15 protein-coding genes are annotated in these 15,944 nt (G+C 65.8%); 13 read left to right on the top strand and 2 right to left on the bottom strand.

All coding sequences use genetic code 11. From position 1 onward, the window contains the following. The first annotated feature begins 63 nt into the window (after nt 1-63). The 3 genes from AC3ANU_RS15420 (at nt 64) to rbfA (ending at nt 4,308) form a co-directional block, all read left to right on the top strand. Nucleotides 64-426: a YlxR family protein gene (locus tag AC3ANU_RS15420; protein WP_166673076.1), complete on the top strand. Its 363-nt coding sequence runs from the start codon at nt 64-66 to the stop codon at nt 424-426. Between the two features lie 152 nt (nt 427-578). Continuing rightward, on the top strand, nt 579-3,494 hold the full coding sequence (infB, locus tag AC3ANU_RS15415; protein WP_488314822.1) for a translation initiation factor IF-2: 2,916 nt from the start codon (nt 579-581) through the stop codon (nt 3,492-3,494). 304 nt (nt 3,495-3,798) lie between these two features. Continuing rightward, nucleotides 3,799-4,308 (top strand): 30S ribosome-binding factor RbfA, encoded by a 510-nt coding sequence (rbfA, locus tag AC3ANU_RS15410; protein WP_018771961.1) that lies wholly within the window; start codon nt 3,799-3,801, stop codon nt 4,306-4,308. Between the two features lie 73 nt (nt 4,309-4,381). On the opposite strand, the gene AC3ANU_RS15405 is transcribed toward rbfA, so the two are convergent. Next, the gene (locus AC3ANU_RS15405; RefSeq protein ID WP_488314821.1) at nt 4,382-5,527 is read right to left on the bottom strand and encodes a ScyD/ScyE family protein; all 1,146 of its coding nucleotides are present in this window, start codon (nt 5,525-5,527) and stop codon (nt 4,382-4,384) included. A 174-nt stretch (nt 5,528-5,701) separates the two neighbouring features. Here AC3ANU_RS15405 and AC3ANU_RS15400 point away from each other — a divergent pair, with 174 nt between their 5' ends. Together AC3ANU_RS15400 and trxA are read left to right on the top strand one after the other, a co-directional pair. Beyond that, nucleotides 5,702-6,205, top strand: coding sequence for a nucleoside deaminase (locus AC3ANU_RS15400; RefSeq protein WP_488314820.1), 504 nt, complete (start codon nt 5,702-5,704; stop codon nt 6,203-6,205). 2 nt (nt 6,206-6,207) lie between these two features. Continuing rightward, complete coding sequence (gene trxA / locus AC3ANU_RS15395) at nt 6,208-6,645, top strand: thioredoxin (RefSeq protein ID WP_018771964.1); 438 nt, start codon at nt 6,208-6,210, stop codon at nt 6,643-6,645. 50 nt (nt 6,646-6,695) lie between these two features. Here the strand turns inward: trxA and AC3ANU_RS15390 are convergent, their stop codons facing one another. Further along, nucleotides 6,696-7,853 (bottom strand): pyridoxal phosphate-dependent aminotransferase, encoded by a 1,158-nt coding sequence (locus AC3ANU_RS15390; RefSeq protein ID WP_488314819.1) that lies wholly within the window; start codon nt 7,851-7,853, stop codon nt 6,696-6,698. A 101-nt stretch (nt 7,854-7,954) separates the two neighbouring features. On the opposite strand from AC3ANU_RS15390, the gene truB reads away from it, so the two are divergent. The 8 genes from truB (at nt 7,955) to AC3ANU_RS15350 (ending at nt 15,944) form a co-directional block, all read left to right on the top strand. Beyond that, nucleotides 7,955-8,890 carry a tRNA pseudouridine(55) synthase TruB gene (truB, locus tag AC3ANU_RS15385; RefSeq protein WP_026266187.1) on the top strand — a complete coding sequence of 312 codons (936 nt, stop codon included), beginning with the start codon at nt 7,955-7,957 and terminating at the stop codon, nt 8,888-8,890. A 3-nt stretch (nt 8,891-8,893) separates the two neighbouring features. Continuing rightward, a complete protein-coding gene (locus AC3ANU_RS15380) occupies nt 8,894-9,247 on the top strand; it encodes a hypothetical protein (protein ID WP_018771967.1) in 354 nt (117 codons plus the stop codon). A 19-nt stretch (nt 9,248-9,266) separates the two neighbouring features. Then, complete coding sequence (locus AC3ANU_RS15375; protein WP_056389955.1) at nt 9,267-9,734, top strand: hypothetical protein; 468 nt, start codon at nt 9,267-9,269, stop codon at nt 9,732-9,734. Nucleotides 9,735-9,830: 96 nt separating this feature from the next. Then, nucleotides 9,831-10,814, top strand: coding sequence for a bifunctional riboflavin kinase/FAD synthetase (locus tag AC3ANU_RS15370; RefSeq protein WP_018771969.1), 984 nt, complete (start codon nt 9,831-9,833; stop codon nt 10,812-10,814). Between the two features lie 65 nt (nt 10,815-10,879). After that, the gene (kynA, locus tag AC3ANU_RS15365; protein ID WP_488314818.1) at nt 10,880-11,734 is read left to right on the top strand and encodes a tryptophan 2,3-dioxygenase; all 855 of its coding nucleotides are present in this window, start codon (nt 10,880-10,882) and stop codon (nt 11,732-11,734) included. Next, nucleotides 11,731-12,990 (top strand): kynureninase, encoded by a 1,260-nt coding sequence (locus AC3ANU_RS15360; protein WP_488314817.1) that lies wholly within the window; start codon nt 11,731-11,733, stop codon nt 12,988-12,990. Before kynA ends, AC3ANU_RS15360 begins: the two co-directional genes overlap by 4 nt. A 184-nt stretch (nt 12,991-13,174) precedes the next feature. Further along, nucleotides 13,175-13,444, top strand: coding sequence for a 30S ribosomal protein S15 (rpsO, locus tag AC3ANU_RS15355; protein ID WP_013600532.1), 270 nt, complete (start codon nt 13,175-13,177; stop codon nt 13,442-13,444). 241 nt (nt 13,445-13,685) lie between these two features. Further along, nucleotides 13,686-15,944 carry a polyribonucleotide nucleotidyltransferase gene (locus tag AC3ANU_RS15350; protein ID WP_488315981.1) on the top strand — a complete coding sequence of 753 codons (2,259 nt, stop codon included), beginning with the start codon at nt 13,686-13,688 and terminating at the stop codon, nt 15,942-15,944.

Genomic DNA, 15,944 nt, shown 5'->3' with positions numbered 1-15,944 from the left:
GCCGTGTGCCTTGGGCGTGCTCGTTTCCGTAACTGCGGAACCGGTAAACCTTCGGCCAGCAGAATGAACGTCAGGACGATGACCGTGGCAGAAGTGCTTTCCACCGGAAGTCAACCTGAACGTACCTGCATCGGGTGCCGGAAGAAAGGCCCGCGGTCGCAGTTGCTCCGGCTCGTCGCCGAAGGCAGCGGGTCAACCGCTGTCCTGGTGGATGAACGACGCCGGATGTCTGGCCGGGGTGCATGGCTGCACCCCAGCCAATCGTGCCTGGCTCTGGCGATCAAGCGGCGAGCATTCGGACGTGCCCTTCCGGGCGCAACCGGAACAGCCGCCGTCGAACACTGGATCATGTCAGGTCCGAACGTTGACGCCGCCCCGGTGGCTGCAACACCAACCGTCCAACCTGAAAGCGGGTCAGAAATCTGATGGAAACCCGATGAGTTCCCAGCGATGAGTGCGTAACGATGACAACTTTGTTGCGCTCTGCAATGGGCCCCTTCGCATCAACAGCGGCTGGGGTCCGCAGTAAGAAGTAGACGGTTCGTGCCTGGCTCGGTGCGGACCGAGACAGGAGAAATGTGGCCAAGGTCCGCGTACATGAGCTCGCCAAAGAGCTCGGTATAACTTCCAAAGATGCAGTGACAAAACTGCAGGAACTGGGCGAATTCGTTCGCTCCGCCTCGTCAACCATTGAGGCCCCCGTTGTGCGGAAACTGCGCAACGCCTTCCCCGACGCCGCTGCCAAGTCAGCGGCCCCGGCCGCAGCGCCCGCCGCTGCACCCAAGGCACCTGCCCCCGTGGCAGAATCACGCCCTTCAGCACCGGCTCCCGGCCCCGCTGCGCCCAAGGCTCCGGCCCCCAAGGCACAGGCACCGGCTCCCGCTGCCCCCACCGCACCTGCACAGGCAGAAGCACCGGCTTCGCCGGCCGCCACGCCTGCCGCCCCCGCGGCTCCGTCCGCGGGTGCTCCGTCCACCGGCGCCAAGCCCGGTGCACGCCCGGCACCCAAGGCCGAAACCCAGGCTCCCTCCACCCGTCCGGGTGGATCCACGCCGGGCGGGTCCGGCCCGCGTCCCGGCGGTCCCCGTCCGGGCAACAACCCCTTCGCCACCTCGCAGGGCATGCCCCGCGGCCGCGGCGGAGACGGTGAACGCGCCCCCCGTCCGGGCAACAACCCCTTCGCCACTTCGCAGGGTATGCCCCGCCCCGGTGGCAGCCGTACCGACGGCGACCGCCCCGGTGGTCCCCGTCCCGCAGCAGGTGCAGGCGGACCTCGTCCGGGTGGGCCGCGTCCCGCAGCGGGTGCCGGTGGCCCCCGTCCTGCAGCAGGCGCAGGCGGACCCCGTCCGGGCGCTCCCCGTCCCGGCGGTCCCCGTCCTACTCCCGGCATGATGCCCAACCGCACTGAGCGTCCCGCACCCGCAGGTGCCGGCCGTCCGGGCGGCGGCGGCCGCGGTCCTGGACGCCCTGGTGGCGCTCCCGGTACCGGTGGTCCCGGTGCCGGCGGCGGTGCTCCCGCCGGCGGTGGCTTCGGCAAGGGCGGCCGCGGCCGCGGCGGCACCCAGGGTGCCTTCGGCAAGGGCGGCGCAGGCCGTGGCAAGCAGCGCAAGTCGAAGCGTGCAAAGCGCCAGGAACTTGAGCAGATGAGTGCCCCGTCGCTGGGTGGCGTGAGCGTACCCCGCGGCGACGGCAACACCGTCATCCGGCTCCGCCGTGGCTCGTCCATCACGGACTTTGCCGACAAGATCGAGGCAAACCCCGCCGCACTGGTGACGGTGCTGTTCCACCTTGGTGAAATGGCCACCGCCACCCAGTCGCTGGACGAGGACACCTTCGCCCTGCTCGGCGAGGAACTGGGCTACAAGCTCCAGGTCGTTTCCCCTGAGGACGAGGAGCGCGAGCTGCTCTCCAGCTTCGACATCGACTTTGATGCCGAACTCGAAGCCGAAGGCGACGAGGAACTGGAAGCACGTCCCCCGGTTGTCACCGTCATGGGCCACGTCGACCACGGTAAGACCCGGCTGCTCGATGCCATCCGCAAGTCCGACGTCATGGCAGGCGAGCACGGTGGCATCACCCAGCACATCGGTGCCTACCAGGTCACGCACAACCACGACGGCAACGACCGCAAGATCACGTTCATCGATACCCCGGGCCACGAGGCGTTCACCGCCATGCGTGCCCGTGGTGCGAAGGTCACCGACATCGCCATCCTGGTGGTCGCAGCGGACGACGGCGTGATGCCGCAGACCGTTGAAGCCCTCAACCACGCCCAGGCGGCCAACGTGCCGATCGTCGTGGCAGTGAACAAGATCGACAAGGAAGGCGCCAACCCGGAGAAGGTCCGCGGCCAGCTGACCGAGTACGGCCTGGTTCCCGAGGAATACGGTGGCGACACCATGTTCGTGGAGGTCTCTGCCCGCCAGAACCTCAACATCGACGAGCTGCTCGAGGCCGTCCTGCTCACCGCGGACGCTGCCCTGGACATGCGCGCCAACCCGAACAAGGACGCCCGCGGCATCGCGATCGAAGCCAACCTGGATAAGGGCCGCGGTGCTGTTGCAACCGTCCTGGTCCAGTCCGGTACCTTGCGCGTCGGCGACACCATCGTGGCAGGCACGGCCCACGGCCGCGTCCGTGCGATGTTCGACGACGACGGCAGCGCCCTGACCGAGGCCGGTCCGTCCCGCCCCGTCCAGGTGCTGGGTCTGTCCAACGTGCCGCGCGCCGGCGACACCTTCTTCGTGACTGCTGACGAGCGCACTGCCCGCCAGATCGCCGAGAAGCGTGAAGCAGCCGACCGCAACGCCGCCCTGGCCAAGCGCCGCAAGCGCATCAGCCTGGAAGACTTCGACCAGGCCGTCGCCGAAGGCAAGATCGACACCCTCAACCTCATCCTCAAGGGTGACGTGTCCGGTGCCGTGGAAGCCCTCGAAGACGCGCTGCTCAAGATCGACGTCGGCGAAGGCGTGCAGCTGCGCGTCATCCACCGCGGTGTGGGTGCCATCACCCAGAACGACGTCAACCTGGCAACGGTCGACTCCGCCGTCATCATCGGCTTCAACGTCAAGCCCGCCGAGCGGGTTGCCGAACTGGCAGACCGCGAAGGCGTGGACATGCGCTTCTACTCCGTCATCTACGCAGCAATCGATGACATCGAGGCAGCGCTCAAGGGCATGCTCAAGCCGGAATACGAAGAAGTCCAGCTCGGCACCGCCGAGGTCCGCGAAGTCTTCCGCTCCTCCAAGTTCGGAAACATCGCCGGCTCGATCGTCCGCTCGGGCATCATCCGACGCAACGCCAAGGCACGCGTCAGCCGCGACGGCAAGATCATCGGTGACAACCTCACCGTTGAGTCGCTCAAGCGCTTCAAGGACGATGCCACCGAGGTCCGCACGGACTTCGAATGTGGTATCGGCCTTGGGTCGTACAACGACATCACCGAAGGCGACATCATCGAGACCTTCGAGATGCGCGAGAAGCCGCGCGTCTAACTCTTGTTAGTCCGTGGCCGGGGCCGTTGGATTTTTCCGGCGGCCCCGCCCCTTCGCTGGGCGGCTTGGGATCTTCGATCCCGCGCCGCCCAGCTTCGGCAGCGGAAATGGCCTTCCCAACACTCGCAAGCTCGCGTCGGGACCCTCGGCTATTTCCTTAGATGCCACTCCCGGGCCGCCGGAAAAAATCCAACGGGTGCGTCATCGGCTCGCTTGGGTGCGTGGCATCCAGACCCTGGGCGCGTTGGCTGACGTTTGCGCCGCCGTCGTACGTCCCAAATTTTTCTTCTTTTAGGAGTTGTTCATGGCTGATCCGGCACGTGCTGCCAAATTGGCGCAGCGGATTAAGGTTGTTGTTGCTGAGGCCCTGGGCCGGAAGGTCAAGGATCCCCGGCTTGAGGGCATTACCGTTACCGATGCCCGCGTGACCAATGATCTGCAGCATGCCACTGTTTACTACACCGTCTTCGGGGACCAGGCTGTCCAGGCCGACGCTGCCAAGGGCCTTGAGAAGGCCAAGGGTGTGCTCCGGCAGGAGGTGGGCCGGAACATCACCGTCCGGCTGACCCCCACCCTCGAGTTCGTGGCCGACCAGATTCCGGTCAACGCCTCCAACCTGGAGGAACTGCTCCGGGAGGCCAAGAAGCGGGATGCCGAGGTTGCCGCCCTTGCCGCCAACGCCCGGCACGCCGGCGACGCGGATCCGTACAAGTCCGACGCGGTCGCCGACGTTGACATCGACGAGGACGACTTCGACGAAGAGGACCTGGACCTCAGCGACGACGAAGACCTCGACGAGGACGCCAACAAGTAGGCAGCGGACTTCCGCAAACACAGCAGCAGGACCCGGAGGCACCTCCGGGTCCTGCTGCGTGTTTGGCTACCGCCTATCGAAGATCAACTTCGATAACCCTGCCGGCAGGCATGGGAGCGGGAGCGTTAGGCATCGACGGATCGGGTTGCGCCGGCAGCGCATCCACGGTGGCGAAGACATCCCCGTCCTTGAACTCAACATCCGCGGGCAGGTTCACCTCCAGGAAACGCGAGCGATCCGCGTCGCAGTTGAACTTCAGGATTTCCCCGCCGAACAGCGATGCCACGTAAATGTCCCCGTTGTCGGCCACGGCCAGACCGGTAGGACTCAGGATATGGTCCGCCCAAACAGTCGTGTCACCGTTCCACGGATTCACCTTGAATATGGCACCGCGAGCACCCAGTTCCGGTCCCTCCGGGCCACCAGGCAGTGACGTGACGTACAACCAGCCGTCCGGACCGATTTCAACATCGGTGGGAACCGGTTCGAACGCGTACTTCTCGCCAACAACGCAGTCAGGAACCGTCATCGTGTGGCCTTCCATGTCAAGTGGAATCTGCAGGCCAGCGGGGACCTTGGCCGGCCTTGGCGGCAGGACCGTCAGTGTGGAAATGGCGCCCGATTTGAGATTTACCTTGAGGATCGCGTTCATGCCGGCGTCAGCCACGTAGGCGGTGCTGTCCTTGACTGCCAAGGCGTACGGGTGGGAATCCACCGTGCCCGTGTATCGGGCGGGTGGGAAGGCCGGCCAGTCTGCCAGGCACTTGTCGCTGACGTCTGGCCCGAAGCCGTAGTGCTGGTCCCCGTCGGGATTGTGCTTCCGTTCGTATTCCGCGAAGTTGGCAATAGTGTCCACATCGCCTCTGGAGTCAATGGACTTCAAGTAGCCCTGGAGCTTGGCCGGATCACCCTGCCCGGCTCCGATGCTTTCCAGGAAGTACGTGGTGCTATCGCGGATTTCCACGCCGGCGACTTCCCAACCCTTCTTGGCGGTGTAGACGTCTTCTGTCGATCCGTCGTGCTCCACACGGGTAAGGACGCCGGCGAAGTCCTGGCTGACACGGACTGATTCGCCCTTGCCAACGGCAAGGTGGAGTGGGGTGAGGAGTCCTGTACCCAGGACTTCAAAGTCCGGGTCGTGAGTGGAGGCAAACGCCGGTGATGCCTGGACCATCATGGCGGCTGCCATGCAGGCGATAAAGGTGAGTTTTCTTTTCATGGGGTACTCCGGGGTGCGAGGCCCTTGCGGGCTGGATGTGGCGCCTCCGTAGAGGCGAAATATATCCCCCGGGCGTCAGCGTAGGCTCCTACCAGCGGGTAGGCGTTGGGGGCCTGCCCCCTTCCTGGCCCCCTTTCCGTCCCCCTATGGGGTGCACATGGCTAGGATCGTGCTATGACCTCCGCAGAACACGGCAACCGGGGCTTACGGCACCCTGCATTTGCCCAGTACCTTGAACAGGCCGTGGAGTTGGCCACACAAAATGTTGGTGAAGGCGGCGGCCCCTTCGGAGCTGTTGTGGTAACACCTGACGGGCGCGTGCATGCCGGGGTCAACAGGGTGACCCGGGACAACGATCCCACTGCCCACGCGGAAGTGGTGGCCATCCGGGTAGCGGCCGCGGCTGCGGCGGACTTCGACCTCACCGGCTCTGTCCTTTACGCGAGCTGCGAGCCGTGCCCCATGTGCCTGGCGTCTGCCTTGTGGGCCAGGATCGGCCACGTCTACTTCGCCGCGGACCGCCACGGCGCCGCTGCGGCAGGCTTCGACGACGCCCTCTTCTACGACTACTTCAGCGGCGCGGACCCGGAGCTGATGCCCGTCACCAGGAGTGACATCCCGACGTCGGACGTCCCCTTCCAGGCGTGGCGCGCCTTTGACAGCAGGAAGGAATACTAGCCATGGAATCCGCCCTACTCCGCTGCCCCGCCTGCGGTAAGACCAACCGGGTGCCGGCCCAGGCCTCCGGACATCCCCGCTGCGGCAACTGCAAGGCGGACCTGCCCTGGATCGTGTCCGCGGGCGACAGCGACTTCGCCGCCGTGGCGGAGCAGTCGCCGGTTCCGGTGCTGGTGGATTTCTGGGCCGCCTGGTGCGGGCCCTGCCGCATGGTAAGCCCCGTCCTGGACCAGCTGGCCCGGGAGCGGCCCGGGAAGATCAAGCTGGTGAAGGTGGATGTGGACGCGTCTCCGGGCCTGTCGCGGCGGTTCGACGTCCAGGCCATTCCAACCCTCATGGTTCTGGTCGACGGAAAGGTCGCAGCCCGCCAGGCCGGCGCCGCACCGGCGGGCGTCCTCCGTTCCTGGCTGGACAAGGCCCTCGCCGGCGCCCGCAGCTAACAGAGCAGGCAGCTTCGCCGGCCGGCCAAGCCAGGTATCAACCCAGGACGTCAGGGCCGGCCGTCCGGAAGCCGGGACAGCCCGTCCAGCAGATCCTGCTTCCGGCCGCACAGCGCGATCCGGACCCACCCTTCGCCGATGGAGCCGAAGGCGGTCCCTGGGGCCAGCGCCACACCGGAATCCGCCAGGAAACGCCGAACCCAGGCCCGCACGTCCCCGCCGGTCACATGGGACATATCGGCCCAAAGGTAGAACGCCCCCTGCGCCGGCAGATAGCGGATCCCTTTTGCGGTGAGGACTGCCGAGGCGGCATCCCGGTTCTCCCGGTAGTGCTGGTGGGCGTGCCGGACGTAGTCCTGCGGCCCGGTCAGGGCAGCCAGCGCCGCGTACTGCGGCGCTGACGCCACGCACGACACGATGGATTCCATCACGTTGTCCATCTGCTGTTTGAGGCCGGGCGGGCAGATGAGCGCGCCGATTCGCAGACCCGTCAGGCCGTACGTCTTGGACAGTGTCAGCGAAGTGAACACGCGTGCATCCGCCGGGGTGCCGCCGTCGAACCTTGCCGGGCTGACGTGGGGAACATCGTAAGTGAACGCCTCGTAGCACTCGTCCGAAACCACCCAAATGTCATGCCGGCGGGCCAGGTCCATCAATTCCCGGACCACTTCTTCACCCAGCACTGCTCCGAGGGGGTTGGACGGGGAATTGAGCACCAGCACCCGGGTGCGGCTGGTGATGAGGGCCTCCACGTCGGCAACCTGTGGCTGGAAGCTGTGTTCGGGGCGCAGCGGATAGCCCACCGGCACGGCACCGAGCAACCGGCTGGTCATCGCAAAGGTGGGGTAGCCCGGGTTGGGGATCAGGATTTCGTCGCCGGGGGACAGCAGCAGGCTCATGGTGAAATGCAGGCCCTGCTGCGCCCCGACCACCACGTAGACGCGGTCAGCACCGACGTCCACCCCTTGTTCTTCCCGGAACCTGGCAGCGAACGCTTCCCGAAGGGCGGGGATCCCGGCGTTGGGTGTGTAGTTGGTTTCATCGCGGTCCAGGCAGGCGATGCCTGCGTCCAGGACATGGCGGGGGAGCGGGAAACCCGGCTCCCCGATACTCAACACAATGGCGCCGGGAGTACGCCACGCGGCCTCGGTGATCTCGCGGATCTGGTTGACGGGCACGTCGCGGACATGGGCGGCAAGCTCAGGCATGGCAGCCATCCTAGCCGTCCCCGTCGGGCTGCCGCGGTGCGTCCGGGACCGGGGTGGTGGCGTGGGCCGGCGGGCCAACCAGCGCCGATATACTGGGAGGCGTGCTTTCTGGACTGGTGATAGTGGACAAGCCGCAGGGATGGACCAGCCATGATGTGGTTGGCCGGATGCGGCGCCTCGCAGGTACCCGGAAAGTAGGGCACGCCGGAACCCTGGATCCCATGGCCACGGGCGTCCTGGTGGTCGGCATCAACAAGGCCACGCGCCTGCTGACCTACATCGTGGGCACCTCAAAGACCTACACCGCCACCATCCGGCTGGGCCAGGCCACCGTCACGGACGACGCGGAAGGGGAGGTCACGGCCACGGCCGGCACTTCCGGTGTCACTGAGCAGGCAATTCACGACGGCGTCGCGGCACTCACAGGCGACATCGAGCAGGTGCCAAGCAGCGTCAGCGCCATCAAAGTGAACGGCGAACGCGCCTACGCGCGCGTCCGGTCCGGCGAGGATGTGAAGCTGGCCGCACGCCCTGTCACCATCCACCGGTTCGAGGTGCACGCCGTCCGGCGGGATCCGGCGGCGGGTGTGATTGACCTCGACGTCACCGTTGAATGCTCCTCGGGCACATACATCCGTGCCCTGGCCCGGGACCTTGGCAATGCGCTGGGTGTTGGAGGGCATCTCACTGCCCTCCGCAGGACCCATGTGGGCCCCTATTCGCTGGACCAGGCGCGCACGCTCGAACAGCTCGCCGAAGAGCTCAACGTCCTGGAAATGTCGCAGGCTGCCCGGGCACTGATGCCCAACCGCGAACTCAGCGCCGAGGAAACCACGGAGATATCCTTCGGGCGGCGGATCGCTGCCGGCGCGGCCCCCGGCGCTCCCGGCGCCGCCACTGTGGAGCATCCGGCCGCCGCCTTCGCTCCCGACGGCAGCCTCGTGGCCCTTCTTGCCGACGCAGGCAGTTACGCCAAGCCGGTGCTCGTCTTCGCCCCCGGCGCCGGGACGGCCGCAACCGCCGCCGCGGAGGCCTGACACGTGGACGCATATTTTTGGATCATCCTCGTGGTCGGCCTGGTGTCCACGCTGGTGTGCCTGGGTGCGGGCATCCTCAAGAAGGCGCCGAACGACGTCACCATCCTCTCCGTCGCAGCCGTGGAAGCGGCCCTGGTGGTGTACCTGGTGGGGTCCATCGTGCGCGTGATCGCCGGCGAACCGATTGCCGGGGAGGCGTGGGAGTTTTGGGGCTACATGGCCACCGCCATGCTCCTGCCGCCGGCGGCAATCTACTGGTCCATTTTGGAGCGCACCCGGTGGAGCAACTTTGTCCTGGCCGCGGTCGGCGTCACGGCACTCGTCATGGCCGCCCGAATGAACCAGATCTGGTACTGAAGTGGAAGAAGCAGCAGGAATGAACGACAAGCAAGCCCCGGCGGCTCCCGGCGAGGCACCCACCCGCAATACCCGCAATACCGGGCCAGGCCGCCTGCTGATTGCCGTGTACGGCGTTTTCGCGATCTCGGCCACGGCCCGGGCCGGATACCAGATCCTCACCAAGTTCTCCGAGGCTCCGCTGGCCTATCTGCTCTCCGCCTTCGCCGCGCTGGTGTACGTGGTGGCCACGGTGTCGCTGGCCAGGGCCGGAACCACCTGGTTCAAGGTCTCCGTTGCCGCGGTGCTGGTTGAACTCGTGGGCGTCCTGGTGGTGGGTACCCTGAGCATCCTGGACTCCGTGCAGTTCCCGCACGAGACCGTGTGGTCCCTGTTTGGCCGCGGCTATGGCTTCATTCCGCTGCTGCTGCCCATCCTGGGACTGGTGTGGCTCTACCGGCGCCGGCCTTCGGTGGCGGCTGAAGCGCGTTCCAAAGCCGCGCAGTGATGTCAAAGGCAGCACAGTGAATCCGGGTAACCTTGAAGAGTTCCGCGGCCGGCATGGTTCCGGAATGTGGCTTGCAGGCAGCTTAAGGCGAGGGTGATGGTTTACATCTGGAACGATCCGTCCGATGTCCCGGCGGATTTCGGCCCATCTGTTGTCACTTTCGGCAACTTCGACGGTGTTCACCGCGGCCACCAGCAGGTGCTGTCCCAGCTGATCCGCTCGGCCCGCCTTTCCCACGCCAAGGCTGTGGCCGTGACCTTCGACCCCCACCCGGCGGTAATCCACCGGCCCGAGGCCGCGCCCGAGCTCATCATGGGCCTGGACGACAAACTGGACGCGCTGGGCGGACTCGGACTGGACGCCATTTTGGTGATCAAGTACTCACTGGATCTGGCCAGCCTCACGGCTGAGGAATTCGTGGAGCAGTACCTGGTGGACTGCCTCCACGCCAGCCACGTGGTGATCGGCCACGACGCCCGCTTTGGACGGGGCAACTCCGGAGACCTGGACACCATGAAGGCGCTGGGCGACAAGTTCGGCTTCGATGTCCAGGTCATCAGCGAGTTCGGCGCCGAGGGCTACCCCCTGCATGACGACGACGGCACGGACCGGCGCTGCTCCTCCACCTGGGTGCGCGAAGCCTTGCAGGAAGGCGATGTTGCCACCGCCGCCTCGGTCCTGGGCCGCCCGCACAGAATGCGCGGCGAAGTGGTTCACGGGGCAGCCCGCGGCCGCGCCCTCGGCTTCCCCACGGCAAACCTTTCCTCGAACGCCACGGGGCTGATCCCCGCGGACGGCATCTATGCGGGCTGGCTGGTGGACCAGGCGGGCACGCGCTGGCCTGCTGCGATCTCGGTGGGGTCCAATCCCACGTTCGAGGGCGTGAGCCGCCAGGTGGAGGCGCACGTCATCGACAGGCCCAAGGAGGCCGTGGAGGACTTCGATCTGTACGGCCAGACAGTGATTGTTGAATTCGTGGCGCGGCTTCGCGGCATGGTGGCCTACCGTGGCCCTGAGGCACTGGTGGAACAAATGCGGCTGGATGTGGCCCAGGCCCACCAGCTCCTCAGCCACCACTGACTGCAGCATCCGCCGGTTGCAAAACGTGGCTGCAACAACGGGGTGACAACAACGAAAGGCAGCACGTGTCCGTCGAAAAGAACACCCGCAAGCTGGATGAGGGGATTGTCCGCGACTTCAGCTCGCGGATGAGCTACGCCTCCTACCTGCAGCTTCCCACGCTGCTCAGCGCGCAGCAGCCGGTCAGCCAGCCCGAGCACCATGATGAACTGCTGTTCATCATCCAGCACCAGACCACGGAGCTGTGGCTGAAGCTGGTCCTGCACGAGCTGCGCAGCGCGGCCGCGTGGCTCCGCGGGGATGACCTCGGTTCCGCGCTCAAGGGCATTGCCCGGGTCAAGCACATCCAGAAGACCCTTACCGAACAATGGTCTGTCCTGGCCACCCTGACACCCACCGAGTATTCGCAGTTCCGGGGCTTCCTGGGCAACTCGTCAGGGTTCCAGTCGGCCCAGTACCGGGCGGTGGAATTCGTCCTTGGGAACAAGAACAGCAAGATGCTGCCCGTCTTCGAATCCGATCCGCAAGCCCACGCCATGCTGGCCGATCTGCTTGCTGCCCCCAGCATCTACGACGAGTTCCTGGCCTATCTCGCGCGGCAGGGCTTCGATGTGCCGGGATCGGTCCTGGACCGTGATGTGACCCGGGCCCATGAGTTCACCCCGGAACTGGTCCCGCTTTTCAAGCACATCTATGAAAACGCGGCGGACAACTGGGCTGCCTACGAGGCATGCGAGGAACTGGTGGACCTGGAGGACAACTTCCAGCTCTGGCGGTTCCGGCACCTGCGCACCGTGCAGCGGACCATCGGCATGAAGACCGGCACCGGGGGATCCAGCGGTGTGACCTTCCTGCAAAAGGCCCTTGAACTGACGTTCTTCCCGGAATTATTCGCTGTCAGGACGGAGATCGGACAATGAGCATCCATCAGGAAAACCACCTCGATGTGTCTGCCGAAGCGCTCCGCCGGCGCGCCGAAGAGCTGGACCGCCGGGACCCCCTGGCACACTACCGGGACCTTTTCATTGGAACGGACACACCGCTGTCCTACCTGGACGGCAACTCCCTGGGCCGGCCCCTGACGCGCACTGCCGACGACGTCGCCGCCTTCATCCGGGACGAGTGGGGCGGACGCCTCATCCGTGGCTGGGACGAACAGTGGCTCAGCATGCCGCAGGCCATCGGGGACCAGCTCGGCCGCGCCGTCCTCGGAGCTGCTCCGGGGCAGACCATCATTGCCGATTCCACCACCGTGGTCCTCTACAAGCTGATCCGCGCGGCCCTGGCCGCCGTAAAGGATCCAGACCGCAGCGAGCTGGTGCTGGATACGGAAAACTTTCCCACGGACCGCTACCTGGTGGAGGGCATCGCCCTCGAGGAAGGCCTCACCCTGCGCTGGATCGAGCCCGACCCGGCCGCCGGGGTGACCCTTGACCAGGTGCGCCAGGCCACCGGACCGAGGACCGCCGTCGTCCTCCTCAGCCAGATCGCCTACCGATCAGGCCACCTCGCGGACCTGCCGGGGATCACCGCGGCAGTGCACGACGCCGGCGCGCTGGTGGTGTGGGACCTGTGCCATTCCGCGGGGTCGGTGGAGATCGACCTGGACGGTGCCGACGTGGACTTCGCAGCCGGCTGCACCTACAAGTACCTCAACGGGGGCCCGGGCTCGCCTGCTTTCGCCTACGTCAATGCCCGGCACCTGCCCTCGTTGAACCAGCCCATCTGGGGCTGGATGGGGCGGAAGGACGCCTTCGAGATGGCCGCCGGCTATGAACCTGCCGCCGGCATCCGGGGCTTCCTCAGCGGCACCCCCGCCATTTTCGGCATGATCGCCATGCGGGGAACCCTGGACCTCATCGAGGAAGCCACCATGGCTGCCATCCGGGAGAAGTCCCTGGCCCTGACCGCATTCGCCGTGGAGGTCTTCGATGCCTGGCTGGCCCCGCTGGGAGCCGAACTGGCGTCGCCGCGGAACCCGGGGGAGCGGGGCGGGCATATCACGGTGGACCATCCCAACTTCACCAAGGCCACCGTGGAAGCGCTCTGGGAAGGGGACGTCATCCCTGACTTCCGATCTCCCCATGGCATCCGGGTGGGGTTGTCGCCGTTGAGCACCAGTTTTGCGGAAGTGCTCCAGGGCATGGCAGCGATCCGGGCCCGGCTGCAGGGCTGACGGCGCACTGTTTCGACAAGGTTAGGCCGCGCCCGGTAAACTGGACGATGGATCCGGCTGCAGTCCGTGGCGGCTGGTTCCTGTTGTAGTCGGCCTTCTCCGGTTATCCGGATCAGGACCAACACGGCAGACCCGGCAGTGAATTACTGACCTGGGCCCTCACGGCACATCCCAAGGAGATATTGTGGCACTTGACGCCGCTGTAAAGCAGTCCATCATCAAGGAATACGCAACTGGCGAAGGTGACACCGGTTCACCCGAGGTCCAGGTTGCTGTCCTGACCCAGCGGATCAAGGATCTGACTGAGCACATGAAGGAGCACAAGCACGACTACCACACCCAGCGCGGTCTGCTGGCCATGGTTGGTCGTCGCAAGCGCATGCTGAGCTACCTCAAGAAGACTGACATCGCCCGCTACCGTTCGCTCATCGAGCGTCTCGGCCTGCGCCGCTAGTCACACTTTGGGGCGGCCCTTTCCCTCCGGAACGGGCCGCCTTCCTTCAAATAAAAACTAAACAGGAGGATCAACCGCATCACGCATTCGCGGTCCTCGGTAGTGATCCCCGGGAACGGCTTCGTTGACTGAAGCCGGCGGCCCGTGGGTCTCGATCGATGACCGGGTGCAGGGCCAGTAGACAGATGCTGGCTGGGTTGATGCGGCTGGACTTCCGTAAATAGAAACGGAGGTGACTCTCTTGGAGGGTCCCGAAATCCAGTTCTCGGAAGCAGTCATTGACAATGGCCGTTTCGGCAAGCGCGTAATCCGCTTTGAAACCGGCCGCCTCGCCAAGCAGGCAGCGGGCGCAGCAATGGTGTACATCGACGATGACACCGCCCTGCTGTCCGCAACCACCGCCGGCAAGCACCCGCGTGAAGGCTTCGACTTCTTCCCGCTCACGGTCGACGTCGAAGAGCGCATGTACGCTGCCGGCCGTATCCCGGGCTCGTTCTTCCGCCGCGAAGGCCGCCCGTCCACCGAAGCCATCCTGGCCTGCCGCCTGATGGACCGCCCGCTGCGCCCCGCCTTCATCAAGGGCCTGCGCAACGAGGTCCAGATCGTGGTCACCGTCCTGGCCATCAACCCCGATGAGCTGTACGACGTCGTTGCCATCAACGCTTCCTCGATGTCCACCCAGCTGTCCGGCCTCCCGTTCTCCGGCCCCATCGGCGGCGTCCGCGTTGCCCTGGTCAACGACGAAAACGGATCGCAGTGGGTTGCCTTCCCCAAGCACTCGCAGCTGGAAAACTCCGTGTTCAACATGGTGGTTGCAGGCCGCGTTGCCGGTGACGACGTCGCCATCATGATGGTCGAGGCCGAAGCAACCGACAACTCCTGGAACCTCATCAAGGAACAGGGCGCCAGCGCCCCCACCGAAGAGGTTGTGGCCGAGGGCCTGGAGGCTGCCAAGCCGTTCATCAAGGCACTCTGCGACGCCCAGGCCGACCTCGCCGCACGCGCTGCAAAGCCCACGGTCGAGTTCCCGGTCTTCCTGGACTACGAAGACGACGCTTACGCCGCCGTCGAATCCGCTGCCGCCGAAAAGCTCGCCGCTGTCTTCCAGATCGCCGACAAGCAGGAACGCGACAACGCCTCCGACGTGCTCAAGGACGAGGTCCTCGCCGGCCTGGCAGGCCAGTTCGAAGGCCGCGAAAAGGAGCTGTCCGCTGCTTTCCGCTCCGTCACCAAGCACGTTGTGCGCCAGCGCATCCTCAAGGACCAGATCCGCATTGACGGCCGCGGCCTGACGGACATCCGCCAGCTCACCGCAGAGGTCGAGGTTCTGCCCCGCGTTCACGGTTCGGCCATCTTCGAGCGCGGCGAGACCCAGATCATGGGTGTCACCACGCTGAACATGCTCAAGATGGAACAGCAGATCGACTCGCTGTCTCCCGTCACCCGCAAGCGCTACATGCACAACTACAACTTCCCGCCGTACTCCACCGGTGAGACCGGCCGCGTGGGCTCGCCCAAGCGCCGCGAAATCGGCCACGGTGCCCTGGCAGAGCGCGCCATCGTGCCCGTGCTGCCGTCCCGCGAGGAATTCCCGTACGCCATCCGCCAGGTATCCGAGGCCCTCGGCTCCAACGGCTCCACGTCGATGGGTTCCGTCTGCGCCTCCACCCTGTCCCTGCTGAACGCCGGTGTGCCCCTGAAGGCCGCCGTCGCCGGCATCGCCATGGGCCTGGTGTCCGACCAGGTTGACGGCCAGACCCGCTACGCGGCACTGACCGACATCCTCGGCGCCGAAGACGCCTTCGGTGACATGGACTTCAAGGTTGCCGGTACCGCCGAGTTCGTCACGGCCATCCAGCTGGACACCAAACTCGACGGCATCCCCGCTTCCGTGCTCGCGGCAGCCCTGAAGCAGGCCCGAGAGGCGCGCCTGCACATCCTCGAGGTCATCAACTCGGCCATCGACACCCCGGACGAGCTCTCCGAGTTCGCACCGCGCGTCATCGCCGTCAAGATCCCCGTGGACAAGATCGGCGAGGTCATCGGCCCCAAGGGCAAGATGATCAACCAGATCCAGGAAGACACCGGCGCCGACATCTCCATCGAGGACGACGGCACGGTCTACATTGGCGCCACGAACGGTCCGTCTGCAGATGCAGCACGCTCCGCCATCAACGCCATCGCCAACCCGCAGGTCCCGGAGATCGGCGAGCGTTACCTGGGCACGGTGGTCAAGACCACCACCTTCGGTGCCTTCGTGTCGCTGACCCCGGGCAAGGACGGCCTGCTGCACATCTCCGAGCTGCGCAAGATCGCCGGCGGCAAGCGGGTGGACAACGTTGACGACGTTGTTTCCGTGGGCCAGAAGATCCAGGTGGAAATCACCAAGATCGATGACCGCGGAAAGCTGTCCCTGTCTCCGGTCGTGGCTGAAGAGGAAGGCGCCGACGACACCGAGCGCGTTCACGCCACGGAGCCTGCTGAAGGCGCTGAGGTCTAA

Source organism: Arthrobacter sp. SDR-2R (genome assembly GCF_057747955.1).
This window is presented reverse-complemented; position numbering and strand designations above follow the sequence as displayed.

Excerpts from the sequence above, each read along its gene's own strand:
- rbfA (WP_018771961.1), top strand. The coding sequence starts at position 3,799 with ATGGCTGATCCGGCACGTGCTGCCAAATTGGCGCAGCGGATTAAGGTT.
- AC3ANU_RS15420 (WP_166673076.1), top strand. The coding sequence starts at position 64 with ATGAACGTCAGGACGATGACCGTGGCAGAAGTGCTTTCCACCGGAAGT.
- AC3ANU_RS15405 (WP_488314821.1), bottom strand. The coding sequence starts at position 5,527 with ATGAAAAGAAAACTCACCTTTATCGCCTGCATGGCAGCCGCCATGATG.
- trxA (WP_018771964.1), top strand. The coding sequence starts at position 6,208 with ATGGAATCCGCCCTACTCCGCTGCCCCGCCTGCGGTAAGACCAACCGG.
- AC3ANU_RS15400 (WP_488314820.1), top strand. The coding sequence starts at position 5,702 with ATGACCTCCGCAGAACACGGCAACCGGGGCTTACGGCACCCTGCATTT.
- AC3ANU_RS15375 (WP_056389955.1), top strand. The coding sequence starts at position 9,267 with ATGAACGACAAGCAAGCCCCGGCGGCTCCCGGCGAGGCACCCACCCGC.
- AC3ANU_RS15370 (WP_018771969.1), top strand. The coding sequence starts at position 9,831 with ATGGTTTACATCTGGAACGATCCGTCCGATGTCCCGGCGGATTTCGGC.
- AC3ANU_RS15390 (WP_488314819.1), bottom strand. The coding sequence starts at position 7,853 with ATGCCTGAGCTTGCCGCCCATGTCCGCGACGTGCCCGTCAACCAGATC.
- AC3ANU_RS15360 (WP_488314817.1), top strand. The coding sequence starts at position 11,731 with ATGAGCATCCATCAGGAAAACCACCTCGATGTGTCTGCCGAAGCGCTC.